Source organism: Sporobacter termitidis DSM 10068 (genome assembly GCF_900130065.1).
GTDB classification, from domain to species: Bacteria; Bacillota; Clostridia; order Oscillospirales; family Oscillospiraceae; genus Sporobacter; species Sporobacter termitidis.
Genome location: NZ_FQXV01000005.1, coordinates 75,455 through 99,868, shown reverse-complemented (window position 1 = coordinate 99,868; position 24,414 = coordinate 75,455). Strand labels below are relative to the sequence as shown.

At 59.7% G+C, this 24,414-nt stretch carries 15 protein-coding genes and 2 riboswitches; of the genes, 13 read left to right on the top strand and 2 right to left on the bottom strand.

Translation table 11 applies throughout. The features are described from left to right. The first annotated feature begins 235 nt into the window (after positions 1–235). On the top strand, positions 236–1,228 hold the full coding sequence (locus BUB60_RS08615) for a transglycosylase SLT domain-containing protein (RefSeq protein ID WP_073077794.1): 993 nt from the start codon (positions 236–238) through the stop codon (positions 1,226–1,228). Here the strand turns inward: BUB60_RS08615 and BUB60_RS20120 are convergent. Next, positions 1,206–1,373 (bottom strand): hypothetical protein, encoded by a 168-nt coding sequence (locus BUB60_RS20120; protein ID WP_159435372.1) that lies wholly within the window; start codon positions 1,371–1,373, stop codon positions 1,206–1,208. The genes BUB60_RS08615 and BUB60_RS20120 overlap by 23 nt on opposite strands. Positions 1,374–1,603: 230 nt before the next feature. Further along, positions 1,604–1,748, top strand: a riboswitch (molybdenum cofactor riboswitch). Positions 1,749–1,871: 123 nt separating this feature from the next. On the opposite strand from BUB60_RS20120, the gene BUB60_RS08610 reads away from it, so the two are divergent. The 10 genes from BUB60_RS08610 to modA all read left to right on the top strand — a co-directional run bounded on the left by BUB60_RS08610 (position 1,872) and on the right by modA (position 13,919). Next, a complete protein-coding gene (locus BUB60_RS08610; RefSeq protein WP_073077791.1) occupies positions 1,872–3,668 on the top strand; it encodes an S-layer homology domain-containing protein in 1,797 nt (598 codons plus the stop codon). A gap of 4 nt (positions 3,669–3,672) precedes the next feature. Then, positions 3,673–5,991, top strand: a complete 2,319-nt coding sequence (locus BUB60_RS19545; protein WP_084726357.1) for an S-layer homology domain-containing protein — start codon at positions 3,673–3,675, stop codon at positions 5,989–5,991. 14 nt (positions 5,992–6,005) lie between these two features. After that, complete coding sequence (locus BUB60_RS08600) at positions 6,006–7,658, top strand: S-layer homology domain-containing protein (RefSeq protein WP_073077789.1); 1,653 nt, start codon at positions 6,006–6,008, stop codon at positions 7,656–7,658. A gap of 20 nt (positions 7,659–7,678) precedes the next feature. Then, positions 7,679–9,472: an S-layer homology domain-containing protein gene (locus tag BUB60_RS08595; RefSeq protein WP_073077787.1), complete on the top strand. Its 1,794-nt coding sequence runs from the start codon at positions 7,679–7,681 to the stop codon at positions 9,470–9,472. 13 nt (positions 9,473–9,485) lie between these two features. Further along, positions 9,486–10,814 (top strand): Ig-like domain-containing protein, encoded by a 1,329-nt coding sequence (locus tag BUB60_RS08590; RefSeq protein WP_207650763.1) that lies wholly within the window; start codon positions 9,486–9,488, stop codon positions 10,812–10,814. Next, entirely contained in the window at positions 10,789–11,421 is a 633-nt protein-coding gene (locus tag BUB60_RS08585; RefSeq protein WP_073077783.1) for a MotA/TolQ/ExbB proton channel family protein, read from the top strand. The genes BUB60_RS08590 and BUB60_RS08585 overlap by 26 nt, the downstream gene beginning before the upstream one ends. Then, a complete protein-coding gene (locus BUB60_RS08580; protein ID WP_073077781.1) occupies positions 11,411–11,755 on the top strand; it encodes a DUF2149 domain-containing protein in 345 nt (114 codons plus the stop codon). The genes BUB60_RS08585 and BUB60_RS08580 overlap by 11 nt, the downstream gene beginning before the upstream one ends. Continuing rightward, positions 11,739–12,233 (top strand): molybdopterin-dependent oxidoreductase, encoded by a 495-nt coding sequence (locus BUB60_RS08575; protein ID WP_073077779.1) that lies wholly within the window; start codon positions 11,739–11,741, stop codon positions 12,231–12,233. The genes BUB60_RS08580 and BUB60_RS08575 overlap by 17 nt, the downstream gene beginning before the upstream one ends. A 33-nt stretch (positions 12,234–12,266) precedes the next feature. Beyond that, on the top strand, positions 12,267–13,016 hold the full coding sequence (locus BUB60_RS08570) for a Crp/Fnr family transcriptional regulator (protein ID WP_073077777.1): 750 nt from the start codon (positions 12,267–12,269) through the stop codon (positions 13,014–13,016). A gap of 96 nt (positions 13,017–13,112) precedes the next feature. Next, positions 13,113–13,919 carry a molybdate ABC transporter substrate-binding protein gene (gene modA, locus BUB60_RS08565; RefSeq protein WP_073077775.1) on the top strand — a complete coding sequence of 269 codons (807 nt, stop codon included), beginning with the start codon at positions 13,113–13,115 and terminating at the stop codon, positions 13,917–13,919. A gap of 73 nt (positions 13,920–13,992) precedes the next feature. Here the strand turns inward: modA and BUB60_RS08560 are convergent, their stop codons facing one another. Further along, a complete protein-coding gene (locus tag BUB60_RS08560) occupies positions 13,993–15,018 on the bottom strand; it encodes a tyrosine-type recombinase/integrase (RefSeq protein ID WP_073077773.1) in 1,026 nt (341 codons plus the stop codon). A 434-nt stretch (positions 15,019–15,452) separates the two neighbouring features. Continuing rightward, positions 15,453–15,647: riboswitch (molybdenum cofactor riboswitch) on the top strand. Positions 15,648–15,766: 119 nt separating this feature from the next. Here BUB60_RS08560 and BUB60_RS08555 point away from each other — a divergent pair. Together BUB60_RS08555 and BUB60_RS08550 are read left to right on the top strand one after the other, a co-directional pair. After that, the gene (locus BUB60_RS08555) at positions 15,767–17,725 is read left to right on the top strand and encodes a beta strand repeat-containing protein (protein WP_073077771.1); all 1,959 of its coding nucleotides are present in this window, start codon (positions 15,767–15,769) and stop codon (positions 17,723–17,725) included. A gap of 566 nt (positions 17,726–18,291) precedes the next feature. Next, positions 18,292–24,396: an S-layer homology domain-containing protein gene (locus BUB60_RS08550; RefSeq protein WP_073077769.1), complete on the top strand. Its 6,105-nt coding sequence runs from the start codon at positions 18,292–18,294 to the stop codon at positions 24,394–24,396. The last annotated feature ends 18 nt before the right edge of the window (positions 24,397–24,414 follow it).

The following is a 24,414-nucleotide window of genomic DNA, read 5'->3' as shown; positions in this document are numbered from 1 at the left end:
AAAATAGTTTCTCTACATAAAAATCCGCAGCTCAAATGACGAGCTGCGGATTTTTTTATTTATTCCTGTTTAAGAATGGATGTGAATGGAAAAAATTACAATTAGGTAACAGGGACAACCCTTATTAATTACAAACGGTAACTTAATGGCAGCGCAGGCATACGATATTACAGGGAAAACTGTAAAATTCCTGCTGGGCGTGATTCTGTTTGTAACTTTTAGTCAGGAGGCAGAAATGTACATATTCAAAAAACGTCAAGACAGCCACGACGAACCGCCGGCGGACATCGGCCGACATTGCAGCAGGAGCAGGATTGCCATATTATTTGTGATTATGGCGGCTTTTATTGCCGTCAGCAGCCTACCGGCAATAAAAACAGGCGAAACTACATATCAAACTGAGCAAAACGAAAGGCCGGATGCCCTGAAGGCCGAAACTATTGTTTACGCCGAGCCGGAACCGTCCCTGCCGCCCAAAACCGCGTATTCCTGTATCACGATCATTGACATAACGCGGGCTGAGGCGATGCAGTTCAAAGCGGCGCAGGCCGCCGAAGCACAATTTGCCGCGGAACAGGCTGAAGCGGCGCCGGCAAAGACGGCGGCTGATACGACGCCGGTCAAGGCGGTAAAGGCTGAGGTGGCGCAGACTGAAGAGGTACAGGCGGAGGCGGTGCTGGCGGATACGGCGCAGGCGGCTGCGGTGCCGCCGGCAGATACAGCGCCGGACACGACTGCGCCGGTTGACACGGCGCCGGCCGGTACGACCCAGGCGGATACGGCCTCGCCGATATACAATCCGAACGTTCCGCTGAGCGCCGAGCTCCAGCAGTACCTTTACGACCTGTGCGCGCAAAGAAATCTCGACTACAAGATGGTGCTGGCCATTATCCGGCATGAAAGCGGCTTTAAAGCCGGCGCGTTGGGCGGGGGCAACAATTACGGACTGTTCCAGATCAACATCTGCCATCACAAGTCCTTGAGCGCCACGCTGAAAACGGGGAATACGCCGTACGACCCGAAAACGAATATGAATTGGGGGACGTATCTGCTGTCCTGCCTGTATGCGAGATACTCAAATTCTTATTCCGGCGAGGATCTGACAAAAGCCGTCCTCAGCTCCTACAACAAGGGCACCGGCGGATTTGAAAGGTACGGTTATGCCACGAAATATATACAGGCGTATTACAAGGCGCTGGACGTGGTCAACGGCTGGTTTGCGTCATAAGCCAAAAAGAATAATTGCCTGCCGGGCCCGAATCGATGCGTTTACCGCGCGATTCGGGCCCGGCAAAATACTGGCCAATAACGGCGGAAATGATAAGCCGCGGCGCTTTTATCGGCCGCAGGGTGTCGAAAATGACAAATTTCATAATAAATGCTCGGCAAATGGCGCCTCGCGCGAGAAAGAGTGTTGACAATGACACGAACTCATGTAAAATGTTCTTGTATTGGTTTAGATTGTTTATTATTAAATAGTTTGCATGAAGTTTGGTTTAGCTTGAAGAACGTGCTGCTGTAAAATATAAAGCAAAAGGTCTGCTTCAAGCGCGTCTGAAAAAAAGCGGTTTATCGATATAAATTCTTTGATTTATACAGGTAAATCCAATATTGGCTCCGAGCTGCAGCACCTGTCACAATGTTATGGTGGTACAGCCCGGGCGGCGGCATCGTTGCCGCCGCCCGCACGGTTTTGCTGGAAACGGCAGGGCCTTCCGTTTTGAAAAGGAGCAATACATAGGCGGCGCCGATGCTTCATCAGCGCCTGAGTGATTGCTTCCGTTTTCGGGAGCAATTTCGTTTTTTGAGGAGAAATCGCGCGGCGCGGCGTAATGCGGCATCGGCAGCCTGTGAACAAGTGAGGTAAAAAAATGAAGAACAAAACCTTTTTTAAGCGATTGACCGCGTTTGCCGCCGTGCTGGGACTCCTTGGCGCGCTGGCGGGCGCTGGGGCGGCTTCGGATGCGCTGCCGAAAAATATCATTCTGTCCTGGACGGGAGACACAAAAACTACAATGACAGTCTCCTGGCAGACGCCCCCCGGCGTTGACGAGAGCGCCGTTCAGATCGGTACGGCGCCGGCGCTGACGGACGCGCGGACGGTGGCGGGTACGGTCACGCCGCCGAAGAGCGGCATCCCGCTGGATTTCAATATCTTCCGCGCCGAGATTGCCGGGCTTGCGCCGGGGACGACGTATTACTACCGCGTCGGCGGCGACGGGACGGGCTGGAGCGCGGCGTCGTCCTTTGCCACCAGGGCGGCGGATGACAGCGGCCTCGCCTTTTTGTACATGGGCGATATCCATATGGGCGTGGGCGAGGAGAGCAGGTGGAAGGCCATGGCCGATACGGCGGGCGCGAAGAATCCCGACATCGCCTTCGGCATGTTCGGCGGGGACATCGTGGACAGCGGCATCAACGCCGGGCAATGGGAAAGTGTTTTAAAAGACGCCTCGCCGCTGTTTTCAAAAATCCCGCTGATGCCGGTGAACGGCAATCACGAGAGTAATTTTCCCAGCGGCAAGCCGGAATTATATCTGGACATGTTCGCCCTGCCCGAAAACGGGCCCGACGGCTTCAAGAAGGAGTTTTATTCCTTCGATGCCGGCAGCTGCCACGTCACCGTTTTGAACTCCTGGGTCTATTCCGGCGAGCAGAAGCTGAGCGACAGCGATTATCAGAAAATCAACAAGTGGATCTCCGACGACCTTGCGTCCAGCCGCGCCGCGTGGAAAATCGTCGTCATGCACCATCCCGTTTACGCGCTGGCCAGCGACAAGGTCGTTGCGGCGGTGAAGAAGAACTGGGAGCCGCTTTTTGAGCAGGGCGGGGTGAGCCTCGTCCTCTGTGGCCATCAGCACGTCTACAACCGCTCGTACCCGATGCGGGACGGTGAGATCGACTATGAAAACGGCATCACCTACGTCATGGGCAACGCCAGCCAGAAGTTTTACTCCAGCGCGGACGAGACATATTCCGAAAAGACGATTTACAACGTCAGCAACTATCAGATCATCCGCGTCGACGGGGACAGGCTGACGATACAGAGCTTTGACGAGACCGGGAAGGAGCTGGATTACGCGGCGCTCTCACCTGTCAAAGGCGCCGGGAGCCAGGGCTTTGCCGACGTCGACCCGTCCAGCTGGTACGCTGCGGCCGTCGGGGATGTGACGGCCCGGGGCGTCCTTTCGGGAACCGGGGGAACGCTTTTCAGCCCTGATATGCCGATGACGCGGGCCATGTTCGTTACGGCGCTTTACCGCGCGGCGGGCTCGCCCGGCGCCGGCCGGAGCCCCGCCGCGTTCACGGACGTGGACGCCGGGCAGTGGTATTACGACGCCGCGGCGTGGGCGGCGGACGCGGGCATCGCCCAGGGGTACGGCGGCGCGTTCGCCCCAGACGGGACGATAACGCGCGAGCAGCTGGCGGCCATGCTGTACCGCTACGCGAAGCCAGAGGAACCCGTTCCGGCGGCCGACGCCTCGGCCCTCGCCGCGTTTTCCGACGGGGGAGAGGTTTCGGACTGGGCGAAGACGGCCGTGGCCTGGGCCGCCGGGTCCGGCCTTTTGCACGGCAGCGGCGGACGGCTGGCGCCGGGAGATACGGCGACGCGCGCCCAGGCCGCGCAAGTACTGTACGGCTTTTTACAGCCGGCCGGCGTGAGGTGACACGATGAAAAAACGGTTTTACGGACTTCTGGCACTTGCGGCAATCCTCCTCATCGGCGTTTTTGCCGGACTGACGGCATCCGCCAAAACGCTCGAATCGGCAAAGGGCGAAAATGTTTTCGTTTACGCGCAGAACAGCGCGGGGAAAAGCGTGCTGATGAAAATCGTCACCCTCGACGAGCTCAAGGCCATCTCCCACGGGCAATTGTCGGGCGGACTGACCGGCACGGACACGGGCAGGGACTACGATATTTCCACCACGGACAACTATCCCACCACGCAGTACTGCCAGGCCCGGGGCATCACGGTGCCCGAGCTTGTCGATTACGTCAAAAAAGTCACCGGGGTCAAGGGGGCGGGCGCGCTCGGCTTTGCGGGCGGCGATACGCTGCGCCTGATGGCGACGGACAGCTACGGCAACTACTCGCGGGCGTGGACATATGATGAGCTCTACGGCGTCAAGCGGTACTATTTCGAGGGCCTGTACAGCAGCGGCACGGGCTGGAAGCCCGGCTGGGAGATCGCCGGCGACGACAACTCGAAATTCGGGCTCAGCCTTGACGATTACAACGCACAATATAAGGCGGCGGACCCGTTTTACGCCGATAAGCGCGCCGTTTTTGCCTCGGGTACGGAGACTGTGCCTATTTTGGCGACCGAATCGCTTTCGGGCCGCACCACGTCCGCCACGCTGGTGGCCTCCACGGAGCTCGGACTTGCCGACTATATCGCGGCCAACAACGGCGTCGTGGCGGGGAGCCTTTCCAAGGCGCTGGAGGACACGTGGTCGCTGCGCCTCTCCCTCCCGATGAGTGAGGCCGACCTCATGTCGGCACACCGGACGGCCTACGACAACTTCAAATGGATTTACAATATGCGTCTGGACATGGCGAAGGCGCCGGATATACCGTCCCAGGGCACGGTGGCGGCGCCGCAGGCGTCGTTTGCCGTCAGCGGCGATAAAAAGACGCTGACCATCACCGTTTCCTGTCCGACGCCGGGCGCGCAGCTTTTTTATTCCTTTGACGGCGCGCCGCAGATACCGTACACCGGCCCTGTCACAATGGACATCGGCGGCCGGGACCTTTCGGCAAGCCCGGTTTCCTTCTATATGACCGCCGTCCGGGAGGGGTGGGACGACGCGGGCGTGGTGACGGCCCGCTACCCCGGCATGGCGCCCAATTTCAAAGAGCTGTTTTCCGGCATGATCGGCAAGACGCTGACCTTTGAGGCCGCGGACAGCGTGACCCCGGCCGAGTGGGGGGCGTGGACGGGCGCCATCATCGGCGTCATGCTCAAAGCGCCGGACGACACGGGTTACATAACGCTGCAAGCGGGAGACTACCGGATCGACAACGCGGCAAAGACGATCACCTTCTCCGCAAAGCTCTTTTCGGAGCCGGGCTCCTACAGCTTCCGCCTGCAGGCGCTCCGGTATGCGACGAAAAACGTGTCCGTGGCCATGAAAAAGCCGGCGCCGGCCGTCACGGCGCTGCCCGACTGCGAGCTGGGCAGGGACATCGTGTTCACCTTTGACGACGACGGCTTTCAGAAAGGGCTGACGGTTTACCTCGTCCTGCCCGATGGGAACAGGACGCTCATCTCGCCCACATATCTGGACCGCACGGCGGCCGGTCGTGTGACGATCAAAGCCGACTGGTTCGACCTAAGCTCGTGCCCGATCACAGCCCCCGGCACGTATACGCTGGAGTTTATGAACAGCGGTTATGCGCCGGATACGCAGGAGGTATCCATCACCGTTGCCGCCGGTACGGGCTTTGCCGACGTGGCGTCGACGGCGTGGTATGCGGACGCGGTGAAATACGTGCGCGACATGGGGCTTTTCGGCGGGACAGGGGGGCGCAAATTCAGCCCCGACGACGCCATGACCCGCGCCATGCTCGTCACCGTTTTAAGCCGCCTGGCAAAAGCGGATGCCGACGCTTTGGCGCCGCCCGCCTTCTCCGACGTGCCGGCGGACGCGTGGTACGCGAAGGCCGTTTCATGGGGCGTCGAAAGCGGCGTCACGGGCGGCGTGTCGGCGGAGTCCTTCGCACCTGACGCGGCCGTCACGCGTGAGCAGCTGGCCGCCTTCCTGTACCGCTACGCGCAGTCCGCGGGGCTTGCCTTGGCGGCCGGGAGCGTGGGGTTAGACGCGTTTTCCGACGCGGCGGAGGTCTCGGGCTGGGCCTCGGAGGCAATGTCCTGGGCCGTCGGGGCCGGCATCATAAACGGCAGCGGCGGCAGGCTCGACCCGCAGGGCGCCGCAACAAGGGCGCAGGTGGCGCAGGTCATGATGAATTTCAGCAAAGCGGCGGATTGATGGGAGGCCATGTCATGAAAAAGAGAATTTTAAGCGTATGTGTCCTGCTGGCGATGCTGGCGGCCGTCCTCGTGCCGGCGGGTCCGGCGGCTGAGGCCAAAACGACGCCCATGGGCCAGACAGTGGGGGAGGCGCTGTTTTATATCACCAACAGCGCCGGGCAGCAGATACTCGTCTCGCAGCTCCCCGTCTCCGAGATGGAGGCCGACATGGAGGCCGGCAAAATTGACGACACGCTGCACAATTACGCTCTGCTCGACAAGTATACGACGACGCTCCACCAGGAGGCCGAAGGGTTCACGGTGCCGGAATTCGTCGCCTACGCGCAGAGCAAATCCGGGCTGCCCGCGCTGCGGGAGCTGAAGCTGACCTTTGCCGGCGCGGACGCCGTCCGCTTCTGGGAGATCGACCAGACCGGCTTTGACGACTACGACACGTACACATACGACGCGCTCTACGGCGTCCCGCGCTATAATTTTCCGCTTTTGTACAGGTACTGGAACTATACCACGCAGGACTACGATGACCCCGACGGCAAAATGAGCCGCGACCAGGTCATCGACCATATTTTCGCCGGAGGGCAGAAAGAGACCGCCCTTTTGTCCGTCCGCGCCTTTTCGCAGCGCTACATGATCACGGACGGCAAGTACGGCACGGGCGACTACAACATGGAAAACTATTGGCACGACATGGGTCTCCTGGACAACGAGCGCACGCTCCGCCTTATGAAGCCGATGACGAAGGATGACTTATATAATAAAACGCCCACGGCCGCCGACAGCCGCTATTGGGTGGCGAATATCCTGCTGGATATGGCCGCCGCGCCGGATTTAGAGCCGCTTGGCGCCGTCGTGAGGCCCACCGCGGCGATGACCGAGGACGCCGACAACTACTACATCCGCTTTGACTGCGCCACCCCAGGCGCGACGATCCTCTATAACCACAACTACATCTCGCCCAGCTACGTGCCGACCATGGCCTACGACGGGACGGCGGTCGTCATCCCGAAATCCTGGTTCCCGTCGGGAACGGTGACGATGACGGCGCGGGCCGTCAAGGAGGGGTGCACGGACGCGGGCGTCGTAACGCTGAAGCTGACGCCGGGCGGGACGGAGCAGGCATGGCAAAGTCCGTTTACGGATGTGAAAAATACGGACTGGTTTTACAATGCCGTCGGCTATGTGATGACAAAGGGGCTGTTCGATACGGCGACGCCCGCAAGCTTTGAGCCCGACGCGCCCATGACGCGCGCCATGCTCGCCACGGCGCTATACCGCCTGGAGGGTAGCCCCGCGGTGGTTTCCGGCGGCGCCTTTACGGATGTCCCGGCGGACGCGCCTGACGCAAAGGCGGTCCAATGGGCTTTTGACAGCGGCATCGTCCAGGGCGACGGCGGCGCGCGCTTCAATCCGGACGGCAGCATTACGCGAGAACAGATCGCCGCCATGCTTTGCCGTTACGCAAGCTACAAAAAAGAGGACGCCACACCCTCTGGCGACGTGTCGGCCTTTCCGGACGCCGCCGATATTTCCGCGTGGGCGGAGGACGCCATGAAATGGGCCGTCGGCCAAAAGCTCATCAGCGGCATGGGCAACGGCACGCTTTCTCCGCAGGGCACCGCCACCCGCGCCCAGGTCGCGCAGATACTGCGCAACGACGCATCATGACAAAGGAGAGGAGAGACAACATGAAAATTCGAGGAAAAGCCACCCGGCTGGCCGCCTTGCTGCTGTCGGCCGCCATGCTGTGCGCGCTGTCCGTCCTGCCGGCGCGGGCGGCGGGCCCCGTTTGGGATGGGAAGACGATCGACGTGTCGTGGTATAACAAGACGGACAAGGCGCTGTATATCTCCACGCCCGCGCAGCTGGCGGGCCTTGCAGCCATCGTCAACGGCATATACAACAGGGAGATCGTCAATGTCATCGGCGACAAAAGCGTAATCGCGGACACCAGCGTCACCGACGGCGACGACGGGCCCTCCGGCCAGAATAAGAGCACGGAGACCTATCATTACGGCGCGGACGATTTTAACGGCAGAACCGTCTGCTTGACGGCCGACCTGGACATGGGCGGCGTTTACGATACGGGCACGGCCGCCTGGAGCGGGCCGCGCTTTATGCCGATCGGCGGACAGTACCTGATGGAAAAGAACGATTCGGCCACCAAGCTCAGCTCGTCCTTCTGCGGCGTCCTGGACGGGCAGGGCCATACGGTCTATAACATTTACGCCGACCGCCACTGCTCGAACGGCAACTACGGCGACGGGCAGTCCGTCGGCCTCGTCGGGCGGCTGGGCGTGCACGACAACGACCCGAAGGAGATACGCCCCGTCAACCCGGCCGTCCGCAATATTGCCGTCACGGGCTATATCTACGCCAACCGCTCCGTCGGCGGCATCGTCGGCAAGATCGGGAAGACGTCGCTCAACAACGGCGACGGCTCCACGGGAGGCATTATTGAAAACTGCGCCAATTTCGCCACCGTCGCCAATACGGACGCCAAGGGCTGCGGCGGTATCGTGGGCGCGGGCTGGAACGGCGGCGTCGTGCGCAACTGCTATAACGCGGGGGCTGTCAGCACCACCTACGTCTGCCCCACGGGCGGCATTTCCGGCAGCAATGAGATAAAGCTCGAAAACTGCTACAGCGTCGGCAAAATTTCCGCCGTCCGCGATAATTACGCCATGGGCATCGGCACAAACAACGGCGGCGCGCCTTTCAAGTCCGCGGTCCTCAACTGCTGGTATCTCGACGGCAGTGCCCCCGGGGGCGGCTATTACAGCAGCGGTGTGTCCAATAACGACGGCGCCCTGACTTCGGAAAAAATGACGTCGGCCGACTTTGCCAAAACGCTGGGCGAGGCTTTCGCGCCGGACCTGGGCGGCGTCAACGGCGGCTATCCCGTTCTCGCCTGGCAGAAAAGCGTCACGCGGCCCCTATTCTCGGCTTACGCCGACGTGTCCGTCACCGCCTGGTATTTCGAGGCCGTGAGCTATGTCATGTCGAAGGGCCTGTTCGATACGTCCGGCGGCGGTGCGTTCGCTCCGGAGCAGCCCATGACCCGCGCCATGCTGGCCACCGCGCTGTACAGGCTCGCGGGCGCGCCGGAGACGGCGCCAGCGGGCGTTTTCACCGACGTTGATAAAAACGCGGCCTATGCCGGGGCCGTCGGCTGGGCGTACGACAACGGCATCGTCACAGGCGTCGGCGGAACGCGCTTTGATCCCGACGGCGGCATCACCAGGGAGCAGATCGCGGCCATGCTGTACCGCTACGCGGCGTATGAAAAAGTGGACACGACGGCTTCCGGCGACCTGAACGTTTTCCCGGACGCGGCCCAAATTTCCGATTTTGCCAAAACGCCGCTGGCCTGGGCTGTGGGATTAAAGCTCATTAACGGCACCGGCGCCGGCACCGCCGACCCCCAGGGCGCCGCCACACGCGCGCAGGTGGCTCAGATCCTGTTCAATTACGCCTCCTGAAGCGATGATCAGATTGCCGAAAAAAACGCATATCCGGCGCGCCCTGGCGCTGATTACGGCGCTTATTGCCGCGGCGCTGCTGTCTGGTACGACACAGGCGCTGGACGACGACGAGTTCGGCGGCTATGCCGCCGATACGCTGACGGTCAGGGTCGGTTATTTCGGCGGGCCGTATTATGAAAAGCATGTGTTCACGCTGGAGGAGCTCAGAGGCATGGACCTGGTCCAGGCCGACTATACGTTTATCGACAACATGCCCTCCGTCGTCATCGACCACGTGGAGGGCGTACGCCTGGCCGATGTTATGGACGCCGCCGGCATCGACTTGAATTCCGTCCAGAACTTTTACTTCTACACGAAGGATAAAAGCAGCGGCTATTTCACCACATTTTCCAAAAAGTCGCTCATCGACACGCCGCGGTACTGCTATTACAGCCTGCCGGACAATTTTGACGCCGACAGCGGCCGGGGAAACGAACACGCCACAGAAAACGGCGTGCGCGTCGACACCGTCCTCGCGCTGGGCGACGACTGGAACCGGGTCATCGCGGGCGCGGCCTTCGGCAGCGATTACCTGAATCTCAATTCGAATACGCGCTTCCGCCTCGTTTACGGACAGAAGGACGCCGTAACGCGGACAGCCTCGGATTCGGCCAAGTGGGTGCACGCGATCAATGTGGACCTTGGCGGCGCCCCGACCGTGACGCTGGATCAGTCCGTCCTGGACCTCAAGGTCGGCAGCGTGTTCCGCAGCGAAGCGAGGGTCATGGCGGCAGACCCCGTCATCAGCCAAAACGCCAAGGTTGAATGGCGCTCCAGCGACGACAGCGTTGCCTCCGTCGACGACGACGGCAGCATCACCGTTCACGCCGATGGGACGGCCGTTATCACGGCGAGCTTTATGGGCCAGACGGCGGCGGTCACGGTGAACGGCCAGCCCGGAGAGGGTGCCTCGGGCAGCGGCGCGTCCGGCAGCGGTACATCCGGCGCCGGCGGCGGACAGGGGGACGGTTCGGGCAACGCCGGAGGAAAGCCGGCTGTCTCCGCCGCCCCGGCGGGGGTGGAAATCAAGGAGACGACGCAGGAGAACGCCGGACAGGTGCCTCTGAACCAAAGTTCAGTAAAGTCCGAGGGGGACGCGGGCGGCGTTCAGAACTGGCGCGTTTATGAAATGGCAAAGGACGCCGTGGCGCTGCCGGTCATCAGGGAGGACAATCCGCTCCTGCCCGTTATCGGCGCGCTGGCCGCCGCTTTGTTCGCGGGGGGCGTCCTGTACAGAGTCCTGAAGTTTAAATTCGACATGGGGGATCACCGTTATGTTTTCATCCGCAAACCTAAGTAACGCGCTGCGCGCCGTCGCCAGCGCCCTGCAGACGCCTGTGACCTGCGTTCTGCTGCTGATGCTGGCCGTCACGGCCGTTATGGTCGGCGCGTTTATCGCGGAGCTTTTTACCGAGCGCCTCCGCCTGCGCGTCCGGCTGCCGGAGCTCGTTGACAAAATACGCTCGGACGGGGGGACAACGGGGGAGACGATAGAAAAAAGCGGCCTTTTAAGGCGGCAGAAAAAGGCGCTTTTGGAGCTGACGCGTCACGCGGAGCTGACGGGTCCCATGCGGGAAGCGCTCGCCGTGCGCCTGATCGACGAGGAGCGGGGGCGTTATGACGCCCTTGTCAGGGTCACCGACGTCATCGCCCGTGTGGGGCCGATGCTCGGCCTTTTGGGGACGCTCATTCCCCTGGGGCCCGGCATCATCGCGCTGGGACGAGGCGATACATATACGCTCTCCACGTCTTTCCTGACGGCGTTTGACTCGACGGTGGCGGGCCTCGTCTGCGCGGCGGTGGCGTTTATCCTCTCCACCGTGCGCAAAAAGTGGTACGCCAATTATATGTCCATGCTGGAGCTTGTGATGGAGTGTGTGTTGGAGGTGGAAAACGGTGAGGCTTAGGCGGTTCGGCAACGGCAGGCTCAACAGGGGCGAGGCGCCCGCCGAGGATGTCAACCCCCTGGATGGCCTGGCCAACCTCGCGGATATCATGCTCGTGCTGGCCTGCGGGCTGATGCTGGCGCTTATCATCAACTGGAACGTGGACATCGCGGGCGCGGCGGCGACGGTTCCCGTTCAGCAGGGGCAAGAGGTCACCCAGGACGTGGGGGGCCTGACACAGGACGGCGGGCAGGATATGAATGACGATACAAAATATGAAAAGATGGGCGTTGTGTACAAGGACCCCGCGACCGGCAAGCTCTATCTGGTGACGAACGATGGCGGCGCGGGTTAGGCTTGCCGCCGCGCTGTTCTGCGTCTGCCTGCTTCTGCCTGGCTGCGGCGCTGGAGTGACGGCGGATATCTCCGCGTACGGCGATACGCCGATCACCGTCTCCGGCCTGACGGACAAGGATTTCACAGTGACGCCGGGCGAGCTGGCGAAGCTCAAGTGCGTCAGGATGGACGGTACGGGGAAAACGGCCAAGGCGGGCACTGTGAACGCCGTCGGCCCGCTGCTGGAGACCTTTCTGGCACAGTACGGGAAAACGCTGGACGATTTCTCCTACATCAAATTCACCGCCGCCGACCAGTACGCCGTCACGCTGGGAAAGCAGCACCTGAAGGAAAAGGACGTCGTCCTCTCCGTCGCGAGCGGATCAAAGCCCCTGACCGAGTCCCAGCGGCCGCTCCGCCTGTTCATTCCGGATGCGGAGTCCTCCTACTGGATTTACGCGGTCGTCAGGATCGACTTTACGCCGAAAGACCAATAAGACGATAAGGGCCTGCCCTTTTGGGAAATGTGTATGGATATGACGCCGACGAACACGCCGGGGAAGGATAGCCCGGCACAAGAGCTCCGAACGCCGAACGAGGCCTTGCGGATACTGAGAGGCTCCGCGCTTTTTGCCGGTTTTTCCGAGGCGGAGCTGAAAGCCCTGCTTCCGGCCTTGCAGCCGGCGCTGCGGCATTACGGTAAGGATAACGTCATCATCGACGAGGGGGACGAGGCCGATCAGATCGGATTTGTCGCCAGCGGCAGGGTCGTGGCGCGGAAGATGACCAGCGGGGGCCATACGCATATCCTCGCCGTGCACGAGGCCGGGGATAATTTCGGCTTTGATGCCGCGTTTTCGTCTCATAGGACAAGCCCGCTGACCTTTACCGCCGATACGGACTGTACGGCGCTGTTTGTGTCCTCGTCATGCTTTCTTGACGTGACGACCGCCGTCGGCGTCCGCCTTATGAATAACGCCAACCGCATTCTGGCCGACAAATGCGTGCGCCTTTTATACAAGACCGACGTCTTGTCCAAGCAGTCACTGAGGGAGAGAATCCTGACCTATTTCGGCATCATGGAAATGAAAAGCCAGGGCGAGGCGTTTCTGCTCAGAATGTCGCGGGAGCAGTTTGCGCAGTACCTCTGCGTCAATCGGAGCGCCCTGTCGCGGGAGCTGAGCCGGATGCAAAGCGACGGCCTGATCGAAATCAGGCCCGGAGGATATGTGCTCATCAAAAGCGGCAGAGATGCCCGTCCACTCAGGGACGAGGAATAAAAATAGCAATACCTGAAACAATGAACAGTGTGATCGCGGTATAGAGACAAGCGATACCCGGTCGATCTTGCAGATTGTGACAGGAGATATTCTGAGATGAAGCATGCCTTTAAAATCACGGCGTTATTTCTGGCAATACTCTTAACCCTCGCCCCAATTGCCGATATCGGCGCGGCGGCGGGTACCGGCCTGCCGGCGCTGTCGGCCTCAAGAAAAGTGGATGTTTTCGCCGCCGCAAGCCTCACCGACCCGCTCAACGACATTGCAAAGCTCTACGCCCAGGCAAACCCGACCGTTAAAATAGCGTACCGCTTTGGGGCCAGCGGCGACCTTTCCGCCCGGATCGAAAAGGGTGCCCGGGCCGACCTTTTTATCTCTGCGGCGACCCAGCAGATGGATACGCTGGAGCAGAAGGGGCTGATCGCCGACGGTACGAGGACAAATCTATTGGGCAACGATATCGTACTGATCGTCCCTGCAAATTCGGCGCGCGGCATCACGCGCTTTGAAGAGTGTGCGACGGATAAGGTGAGGTCTGTTGCCATCGGGGACCCCGCGAGCGTCCCGGCCGGTCAATACGCCAAGGAAGTATTCACATCGCTCGGTATTTGGGATAAGGTTGAGCCAAAGGCGAAATTCGGCTCGGATGTCCGGCAGGTGCTGTCCATGGTCGCTTCCGGCGCCGTCGACTGCGGCGTCGTCTATAAAACGGACGCTTTGACGGAGGGCAAGGTGAAGATCGCCGCTGTCGCCCCCGAAAACAGCCATTCACCCGTCGTCTATCCCGCCGCCGTCGTCAAGGCGGGGCGAAATCAGAATGGGGCGCGGGATTTCATGAGCTTTCTGAAGTCGGAGGCGGCAATGCAGGTTTTCACAAAATACGGCTTCAAGACATTAAAATGACGGAGCGCATGCTCCGCCGTTTCGTGAAAGGGCGTGATCCCTGCCAGCGCACAGGATCACGCCCTTAATTTATTCAGCTTTCCGAGAAGCTGGCGCAGAGCAGCTTTACATAGGTCTGCATCACGAGCTTTTCGTCCTGCAGGAGCCTGCCGTAACGGTTTTGGGTGACCTTGACGGAGGCGTGCCCCAGCGCGCGGCTGAGAGATTCCATGTCGTGATAACGGTGCATCCAGAGGAGCGCGAAGGTGTGGCGCAGTATGTGAAAATTGATCGTCAAGGGCAGCCCGCAGCAGGATAGGACGCTCTGGAAACGGTACTGATAGGTGCGCGGGCCAAGCGGTGCGCCGGGCGCCCCGGTGAGGAAATACGCGTCCTTTTCCCCGCCGCGCAAAAGCGTCCAGAGCAGCATGGACAATTCCGTCGGCAGCTCAAGGTCCCGATGGCCGCTGTCGGCCTCGCCGTATTCCACCGTCTCCTGCTGGTCCGGCGGCCCGTTTGGCGCCTCCTGCATCGTCACGCGCTGCAGCGTGCGCCGGATCTGCAGCCGGTCGGTGTCCAAAAGGAAATCCGTGTCCTTCAGCGCGCAGATCTCGCTGAGCTTGATGCCTGTGAACAGGCAGATCAGAAAGCCGGCGTTGCTGCGGTCCAGATTCCGGACGAGATACCGCACCAGGATGGACGCCTGCTCGTCGCTCAGCGTTTCGGTGTCGCGCTTTTCGTGGATCGATTTGATAAACGCGTGCTCGCTGGTGACGAAGCTGTAATCCCAGTTCACCAGCTTGAGCACCGACCGCAGAACCCAGGAGATATCCTCCACAGTCTTGCGCGACAGGCCGCCCTTACCGTCCAGGCGGCCGTTTTTCATCTTGTCCTTCAGGAAATCGTTGATATCCGCGACCGTCAAAAGATCGATCTCGCACTCTCCCAGCTCAGGGAGAATGTGCCGCCGGACGATCCGCTCATAATTGCGGTAGGAGGACGGACTGACCTCTTTGCGTATGGACGGGAGCCATAGCGCGAACAGGCTGCGTACCGTCATGCCGGTATGAAACCGGTCTCCGACGGTGTACGTTATGTTGTTGTGATTCGGATCAAACATGTCTAAACTGCTCCACCTTTAAGCGGCCCCTGCCGTTTATTAGCGAAAAAGAGATTATTTGCGCGAAAACGCGCGAAATAATTTTATCATCGTTGCGGATCGATTACAAGACAAAAATAGCCGCCGGCGCCATCGTACGCATGGTTGCCGAAATTTCGCAAAGGATGACACGGCGCCACCGGCGGACCGGCCGCTTCAAAGACGCGGAGATATGGCGGGAGACGGCCTGAATATTAAAAATTACACAATTTAAGCGATTTTTGCGATGAGGTCTCAAATGGAGGGGAAATAAAATAAAAAAAGTCGGGAAATGTTGCCATGGCAACATACAAATTTCATTTTCAATGCTACTCTGAACTTGGCGTATCCGCCGGATGGCGGGAGCGCCTGATAAGTGACAGAATTTCATGGAGAGATGATCTCTTTGAAATATATAGTGAATTATGCTCCGAAGCCCGCGCCCCGTCGTAGGAGACGGCCCTTGTGCCGTTTCAAAACCGGGAACGGGCCCGGGCGTCCGTCGCAACTGGCGCGAGACTTAGCGCAGTCCGCGGCGACGACGACCCGCAGGGCACGGCGGGAAACGGCCGTGTCTCCCACTATCGGAAAGGAGTTCCATACAGGGAGCATGTTAGACGGAGGTGGTGAGAAAAAAAGATGGCGGTCTCACAAAAGTATGAGATAGAGTAGAGGTCATTTTTAGGCAGAAGCTGTAAGTTACACACACACAAATGAAAGGAGCTCTATCATGATCAAAACGTACAAAAGAAAAGCGCTGTCCGTGGTGTTCGCCCTCGCGCTGATCGTCAGCCTCGTCGCGGGGCTTGCAATTACAGCAAGTGCGGCGGACTATACGATGTCCGCCGTCAACACAAACGGCACAAACTGTGCCAACGGCGACGTCGTTTCTATCAGCAGTCCGACCGAACTGGGGTATTTTGCTACCTATGTCAACACATCGGGTAAGAATACCCAAGGCGTCACCTTCTATCTGACGGGGAATATTGCGCTCTCCGGCTCGTGGACACCCGTCGGCATCGCGACCGTCTCCACAGACGCCGCCACCAGCAGTCCGTACATCAGCGCCGGCGCCGGCTTTGCCGGTACCTTCGATGGCGGCGGGTATACGATCAGCGGCCTGTCGGTCAGCCTGAATCAGAGCGGCGTCGGCCTGTTCAAATATCTGGCGCCCACGGGCATGATCGTGGACCTGACGGTCAGCGGCTCCGTGACGACGACCGGCTCCTATGACGCCATCGGCGGCGTGGTGGGCTACAACAGCGGTATCATCAACAATGTGACAAGCAACGTCACTGTGTCTGCCACCAGCGCATATAACGTGGGCGGTATCGCCGGCTTTAACAACAGCTATTTCGGCACCAGCCCGCAGGGCATTATCGTCAACAGCCGCAACACCGCGGCCGTCACCGGTATGAACAAGGTGGGCGGCATCACCGGCGAGAACGCGGGTACCATCAGCTCTTGTTCCAACAGCGCCAAAATCGACGGGACGAACGCCAGCAGCAAAAACGGCATCGGCGGTATCGCCGGCCGCAACGGCAACAACAACACCGCCGTAGAAACCGGCAAGATCATCGATTGCTTCAACGCCGGCGAGGTCGGCAGAACGGGCCAGAAGTGGGTGGGCGGCATTACCGGCTTCCAGAACGCGCTGTCGTCCGTGTATAACACCGTCAGCACCGGCAACATCGTGACGGGCTCGGGCTTTGATAATCCCACTGTGGGCCAGAATGAGGGCACCACGACGTACGGCTATTGCCTGGACACCCTGTACTACACAGGTGGAACCGATGCGGAAAGAGGTATTCCGAAGACGGCAACTGAACTGAAGGACGCCGCTTTTGTCACCACGCTGAATACCTACGCCAGCAGAACGACCGCGCCCTATATCTGGGCCGCTGTTGCCGGCAATTATCCCGCGCTCAACTATAACGCCGCAGTTCCCTCGCCTTCCGGCGGCGGTAGCACAAACAACTACGCGGTGATTTATCTGAGCAGCTCGGGCAGCGACAGCAACGCGGGCAACACCTCCGGCGCCCCTGTGCAAACGCTGCGCAAGGCTGTTGAGCTGGCCGGTAAGTCTACGAATCCGAGCGTCTACGTTTCCGTCATGAATACGATCACAGTGTCCAACGCGCAGAGCGTTTTCGGCAGTGATACGGACATCAACTGGGACGGCTCCACCGGCCCCATGTTCAGCATCGCCAGCGGCGGAAACCTGACCATCGGCGGTCTCAACATTGACGGCGACGCCGTTACCACCGCTTTCAACGTCGCCAGCGGCGGCGCCCTGACACTGCGCAACAACGCCAGCATCAGCGACTGCGGCACAGCCGTCAACGTGGCCGGCGGCGGCAGCCTGACAGCTAATTATTCCAGCATCTCCGGCTCGTCCTACAGCGTTTATCTGGCCAGTTCAACAAGCGTGTTTACGATGTATGCCAGCACCAGCCAGACCATCACTCTCAGCGGCACCGTCTATTTAGCCACCGGGGCATACATCAGGGTTGGTTCTGCTTTAACAAGCGATCTAACGGTTTCAATGGGAACTTCGACTGTAGGTACAGTTGTAGCGCAGAGAACGGGTACATATACGTTCTCGGGCTCTGATGTAAGTAAATTCCACTATGGCGCACATACGTTTACAACAGCGAGCGGTTCAACGCGTATTGCTATAGCTTCATAGTACCCAAACAATTGCTATAGCTCCACAATATCCAAAACAGCAACCAAAGGCGCAGAGGCGGGGGACACCGCCTCTGCGCCTGAGCAAAAGGTATGAGGTGAGTATGAATGAAAAGGTTAAGCCCCAGAAATATCAATATTCTCAATTTTATGAAATTGAAAGCAATACCCGTCTTTCTTGCATTTATTTTACTTATAACCGTTTTCTCCCCTATTAACGCAAAAGCCATAAATGGTTTTTCGATTGACGCTGCAACTTCCACGGGAAGCACAGTCGACGTCACGCTGAACTTTACTTTAAGCGAAGTAGCGGGTATGATTGGTTTCGGACTTGATTATGACACGGCGGTGTTTACCCCATCCGCGGTAAATTGCGGAAGTTATTATTTTGGCGATATAACCGGGACCTTAGGCACTCCTGGTGTCTATGATTACGAACTTTCACGCGATATGTTCGGAAATGAATCCTTTGAACCGGGTACATATAGCATCACTATAACTTTTGATATCGCGCCGGGAGCAACTGGCCCGTATCAAATTAACTATAAGCAAGACAGCACATTAATTTTGGATGCTGACTGGAATGAAAAGGATGTACCGGCAACGGGGAGTACCATTACCGTCGACGGGTCCGGCGGCGCAACCAAAACGCAGCTGACCGCGCCCGCGCTCTCGGAGACACCGGCGAGCGTGACGGCGGATTCCATCACGCTGGCGGCGCCTGGCGCGTCTGCGCAGGATGGCTCCGCAGCGTTGGAGTACCACATGTCCTCCAACAGCGGCAGTTCTTACGGCGATTGGCAGACGAGTGAGACATTCAGCGGCTTGACGGCGGGTACGACATATATGTTCCAGGCGCGCTACGTGGCGGCGGATACGGAGAATTTCACGAATTCCGACGCCAGTGCGGCGGTGAGTATCGCCACGGTTACCGGCGGCGCAACACAAACGCAGCTGACCGCGCCGACGCTTTCTGCGACGCCGGCAGGTGTGACGGCGAATTCCATCACGCTGGCGGCGCCCGGATCGTCTGCGCAGGATGGCTCCGCAGCGTTGGAGTACAGGGCGAAAATTCACGGCGGTACTTACGGCGCTTGGCAGGATAGCCCTGTGTTCACCGGGCTGACGGCGAATACGATGTACCATTTCCAGGCGCGCTACGTGGCGGGTGATACGGAAAGCTTTATCGACTCCGCTCCCAGCGCGGAGGTCGGTATTACCACCAATGCGTCGACGGCGCCGACAGGTACGTACACCTCGGGCGCGCTCACCGTCAATTATTTCGCCAACTACGGCGGCGAAGTAACCGTCAGCGAGGAGACCGGAGAATTTACGATTACGGCCATAGCCGACGGCTACGTCATCGACACCGTATGCGTCGACGGCGTTCCGATGTCGGGAATGAATGATCCGAACGGCAAAACAAGCGCTACATATACATTCGCAGGTGATACAACCGGCACACACAGCATTGTTGCGGCATACGCCTATACACTGTCTTTTAATGCCCCTGATAACGGCACGCTCTCCGTTATCAGGGGAAGCGAAACCCTGACGAGCGGAGACATCGTGCACGGCGGCGACGTTTTAACCATCACCGCCACGCCGGACGACGGCTATGTCCTGGACGCGCTGACGCTTGCCGGTCTGCATGACAACGGGGACGGCACCTATACGGTCTATGGTACAGCCGCTCCCAGCATTTATGTCAGCTTCAAGACTCAGGGGGCGGCCGCCCCGGCGCCCGTGATCGGCACCCAGCCGGCCGGCGGGACTTTTGAGGTGAAAAGCACGGTCGAGCTGTCCGTCACGGCAAGCGCAGAAAGCGGAACGCTCAGCTATCAGTGGTACCGCAGCGACGATAACACGACGGAAACACCCGGCGACGACTTCGCGTTTCCGAACGGAACAAACAGCACCTATGCGCCGAGCTCGGCGAGCCCGGGTACCTTCTACTATTACTGCGTGGTAAAGAACACGCTGGATGGCGGGACCGCTTCGGTAAAAAGCGATATCGCCGCCGTTACAATTGCCGCTCCCTCGGGCGGCTGGAGCATCAACAGCAAGCGCTACGGGGGCTCCGCCACCGGATACACCTATTCCATCACGGTGAACGGCGTCGTGAAGGGTACCGGTTTATTGCCGAATACCGAACTGTTATCTGCTGCCAAAGAGGGCGACATCGTGACGATCACCCCGACGTATGACGCGGGGTACGGACTGGATAAATTCAATCTGAACGTCAGCCCCTATACCGCAAACGCGGACGGCAGCTTTACGTTCACAATGATCAATAACGACGCCAGTTTCAGTATAAAAGTAAAAACCGCCAAGACCATTGAAATCGTTCCCCCCGCTCACGGCACCGTAGCCGCGACCACGGAGGCGGGCTTTGAAACTTACGGCGGTACGATAACGGTTACCGCGACGCCGGACGAGGGATACAGGCTGGGGTACATTTCCTATTCCGTCGACGGGGGCGCCACGTGGATCAATGTCTTTAACTTTACCAACAATGTAGGGACGATCTCTACCTCGGCAGCAAATACGATGATCACCGCTGTCTTTGAGGAGTCCACGGGCGCGATTTCCATTTCCAATGAGACAGAGCTGAGGGCGTTTGCCGCGGCGGTGAACGGCGGCAAAACCTACCGTGACGTCACGGTATCCCTGGCGCAGGATATTGCGCTGACCCAGCCGTGGACGCCCATCGGCACCGAAAGTCATCCTTTCAGAGGCGTTTTCGAAGGCGGCGTGCATACCGTCAGCGGTATGAATGTGCAGTACGATACGCTGGATACGAATACCCGTTACCTTGGCCTGTTTGGCTATGTTAACGCCGCCGTTATCCAAAACCTGACGGTCAGCGGCGCCGTCAACGCAGGAGATACCGCCAAGAACGATACAACATTTACATATCCCTTTGCCGGCGGCCTCGTCGGCTACGCGATCGCCGGCACTCAAATTGTAAGCTGTGTCAACGGCGCGGACGTTTCCGTCCCGGTTGGCACTGCAGGAGGCATTGCCGGATACTTCGGCGGCCAAATGAGCGGGTGCGTCAACAGCGGCAGCGTGACGATACGGAAAAATAATATTCAAGCTGTCGGCGGTATCGCCGGATATTTCAGCGGCATAATGGCGCAATGCGGCAATTACGGCGACGTTACGGTCGTCGGCGAGCTGACCGTCGAGGAATACGAATTCCAGGGTATGCCCAGACGGGATGAGCGCACGGACCCGTTCGGCCAAGCGGGCGGCGTTGCCGGCTACGCGGACGGAACCGTTGGCGAGTGCTTCAACAAAGGCGCGGTAACCGGCTGGGGCCGAAATATGGGCGGCCTCTTCGGCGCGGTCGGCTATTCGGCCGGCAAGACGATCACAGACTCCTACAGCACGGGCGCGGTCAGCATGACGGCGGGCGGGAATACAATTCTTGACGCGACCGTCGCCGGCTTGGTGGGCCTTGTTCCCGATGGCGGCATGCTGACCCTGACCAATTGCTACACCACGGGGTCCATTGAAAATCTGTCCAAAGACAGCCGCAGCAAAACCGGCGCGCTTTACTGCACGATGGGTACCAGCGGCGCGTATGTGACGGCGACAAATTGCTTTGCCGCGGGCTCGGCGCCCACTGCCTCGGCGTTGGGCGTAAAATACCAGGCCGACGCGAACAATGTAAACGGTGGAAATCCCCTCCTGTGGTGGGAAAAGACCTCCACCAGTGACGACGAGTATCCGGTCACCTTTACCGTCACCCCGGCGAATGCGAATGCGACGGTCAAGGTCTTCACCGACGCGGCGCAGACCCATGAGGTCACGGCGGCGGGCGGTACGTTTTCCCTGAAAGCGGGCCTGTATTATTACACGGTCACCGCCAACGGATTTGTTACGGAGAACGGTAACTTTAATGTGACAGTTGCGGCTAAGACGGTGCCCGTCGCATTGCGGGCCGCCGCCAACGTGACCTTCACCGTATCACCGTCGACCGCGAGCCTGGCGCTGACTACCGGCAGCAAGCAGGCGGTCGCGCCGGTCAGCAGCAACGGCGGCGTGTACACCTTTATCCTCTATGCCGGCGATCACTATACCTATACGGCCGAAGCCGAAGGCTATAACGGCGCCACCCGCGAGTTTGTAGCCAGCAGCGGCAAGATAACGGTGAGCCTGACGAAATCCGGGCAGTCGGATACCGACAAGCACATTACGGGCGGACAGGCCATCGAGAGCGGCGGCAGATACATCGTCGATTCCGGCTCGACCGGCACGATTACCATAAGGACCGATAAGCCTGTGACGCTGATAGGCAATGGTCTCAGCACCTCTAAAGTGTATAACGATCTGTATATTGATTGTACCAGCCAGGCCACAAATCTGACCCTGCAGGATATATACATCAGCAATATTACCGGCGGCGCGTCCAACAAGAACATGATCGACTTTGCAAACGGCGCGGCGAATACCCTGCTGTTCGAAGGAACGAGTATCCTGGATATGGACACCGGCGCCACGGGCTATGCCATGGTGCATGTGCCCTACGGCTCAAGACTGACCGTCGGCGGCGTTACGCCTTACGACACCCTGTATTTCTATAAGAAGGAGCAGGGGGCGGGCATCGGCGGCAACGGCGGCGCCGACGGCGGAGGAAAGTCGCCCGAGTACAATGGACCAATCATTATCACCGGCGGCAATTTCTTCATGAAGAGTTCCAAGCAGGGCGCGCTGATCGGTTCGGGCGCGCAGGCCAAATCCGCTTCTTACGGGCCGGGGGACATCGTCATTCAGGGCGGTACGCTGAATCTGACCGGTATCTCCCGCGCCGCTGCCATCGGGGGCAGCGCAGGCAGCACCGGCGCCGCGTCGGGGGCAAATGTTTACATTTATCCAAACGCCAGCGTCAACATCAACGTGGATTACTCCGGCTCCGCCATCGGCGGCGGCGGACACGGTCCCGGCAATTTGGACGGCAGCGACGGTGGTGCGGGTAACGATGCCGACGGCGGTATCCTGCATTATTACGGCGGGTCCATACGCACCTATATAGATTATAACGCATGGTCCGACGGCGGCTGGTCCAGCGCTCCGTACAACGTGAAGGCTTACGGCGTCAACGACACAGCCATCACAGCCGACAAAGTGGACGCAAGCGGAAAAAGCGTTTATCTCTGCGCGCTTGATACCTCCAAGCTGCCGGGAGGTGCAGGAAGCTTTGACGTTATGGACGGTACTGCTCTCATATACAGCGGGGAGCTGCATCAATATGCCTATATCAATGAGAGCCTGCACAAAAACAATCAGATAACTGTCAATTACACCATGGATAACTGGGCGCCGATCAAACCACCGGATAGCAACCTCTACCTCTACCTCACCGGGGCCGACCATACGCTCACCGTCAACGGCGAGACGGTCAAAGCGACCTGGGACAGCACGGCGAAAACCTTCAAGCTGACGTATCCGGCCGGCGGCCTGAGCGCCGAGCCCGCCTCGGCGACGATCGATGCCGAGGCCGACAGCAGCGGCACGGCAAAGATCGGTGCCGGCGACATCACCAAGGGCATTGCCGACGCCATCGCGAACGCGGCCAAGGACGGCACGGCGCCGACGCTGGCCATCAACGTGAAGGCTTCGGATTCCGCGGCGAAAATCCAGGCGGTGATCCCGGCGTCCTCGTTTGCCGAGCTGGCGGGCTCCCAGCTCCAGAGCGTGACGGTGTCCACGCCGATCGGCGCCATCACGCTGGACAACAAGGCGCTGGACAGCGTCACGGCGCAGGCCAAGGGCACGGATGTCACGCTGGGCGTCGCGAAGGCGGACAAGAAGGCGCTCACCAAAGCGCAGCAGGACGCTGCCGGGACGGGAACGGTGTTTGATCTGTCGATCACCTCCGGCGGGACGGCGATCCACGACCTGGGCGGCGGCACCGCGACAGTGAGGCTCCCGTACACTCTGAAGGACGGCGAGACGGCGGAGGGTATCGTCATTTGGTATCTGGACGACGCGGGCAAGCTCACGCAGCTCGAGGGCGCGAAATACGACGCGGGCTCCGGCACCGTGATCTTTACGGCGCCGCACTTTTCCCTCTTCGTCGTCGGTTACGACCTCGTGGCCGCGTGGCAGAACCCCTTCACGGACGTGGCCAAAACGGCGTGGTATTACAAAAATGTCTGGTACGCCAGCACGCACGGCCTCTTCAAGGGCACAAGCGACACGACCTTCTCCCCCGATACGCCCATGACGCGCGCGATGTTCGTCACCGTGCTCGGAAGGCTGGAGGGCGTCAAGGAGAGCGACTATACAACGTCGAGCTTTGGCGATGTGCCGACGGGAGAGTGGTACTCGGCATACGTCGAGTGGGCGGTTAAGAGTGGCATTGTCACCGGCGTCGGCGACGGGCTCTTCGCCCCCGACAGGTCTGTTACCCGCGAGGAGCTGGCGGCAATGCTTTACCGCTACGCCACGTTCAAAAAGCTGGATGTGACGCAGGCGTCGGCGCTCGACAGCTTCCCGGACGCGGCGGATGTCTCCGACTGGGCGCTGACGGCCGTGAGGTGGGCCGTCTCCGAGGGACTCATCAACGGGATGGGCGACGGGACGCTCTCGCCCGCTGCCACCGCGTCGCGCGCGCAGGTCGCGGCGATCCTCGAACGCACGGACGAGAATGTGCTGAAGTAATATCGGCGTCATTCACGG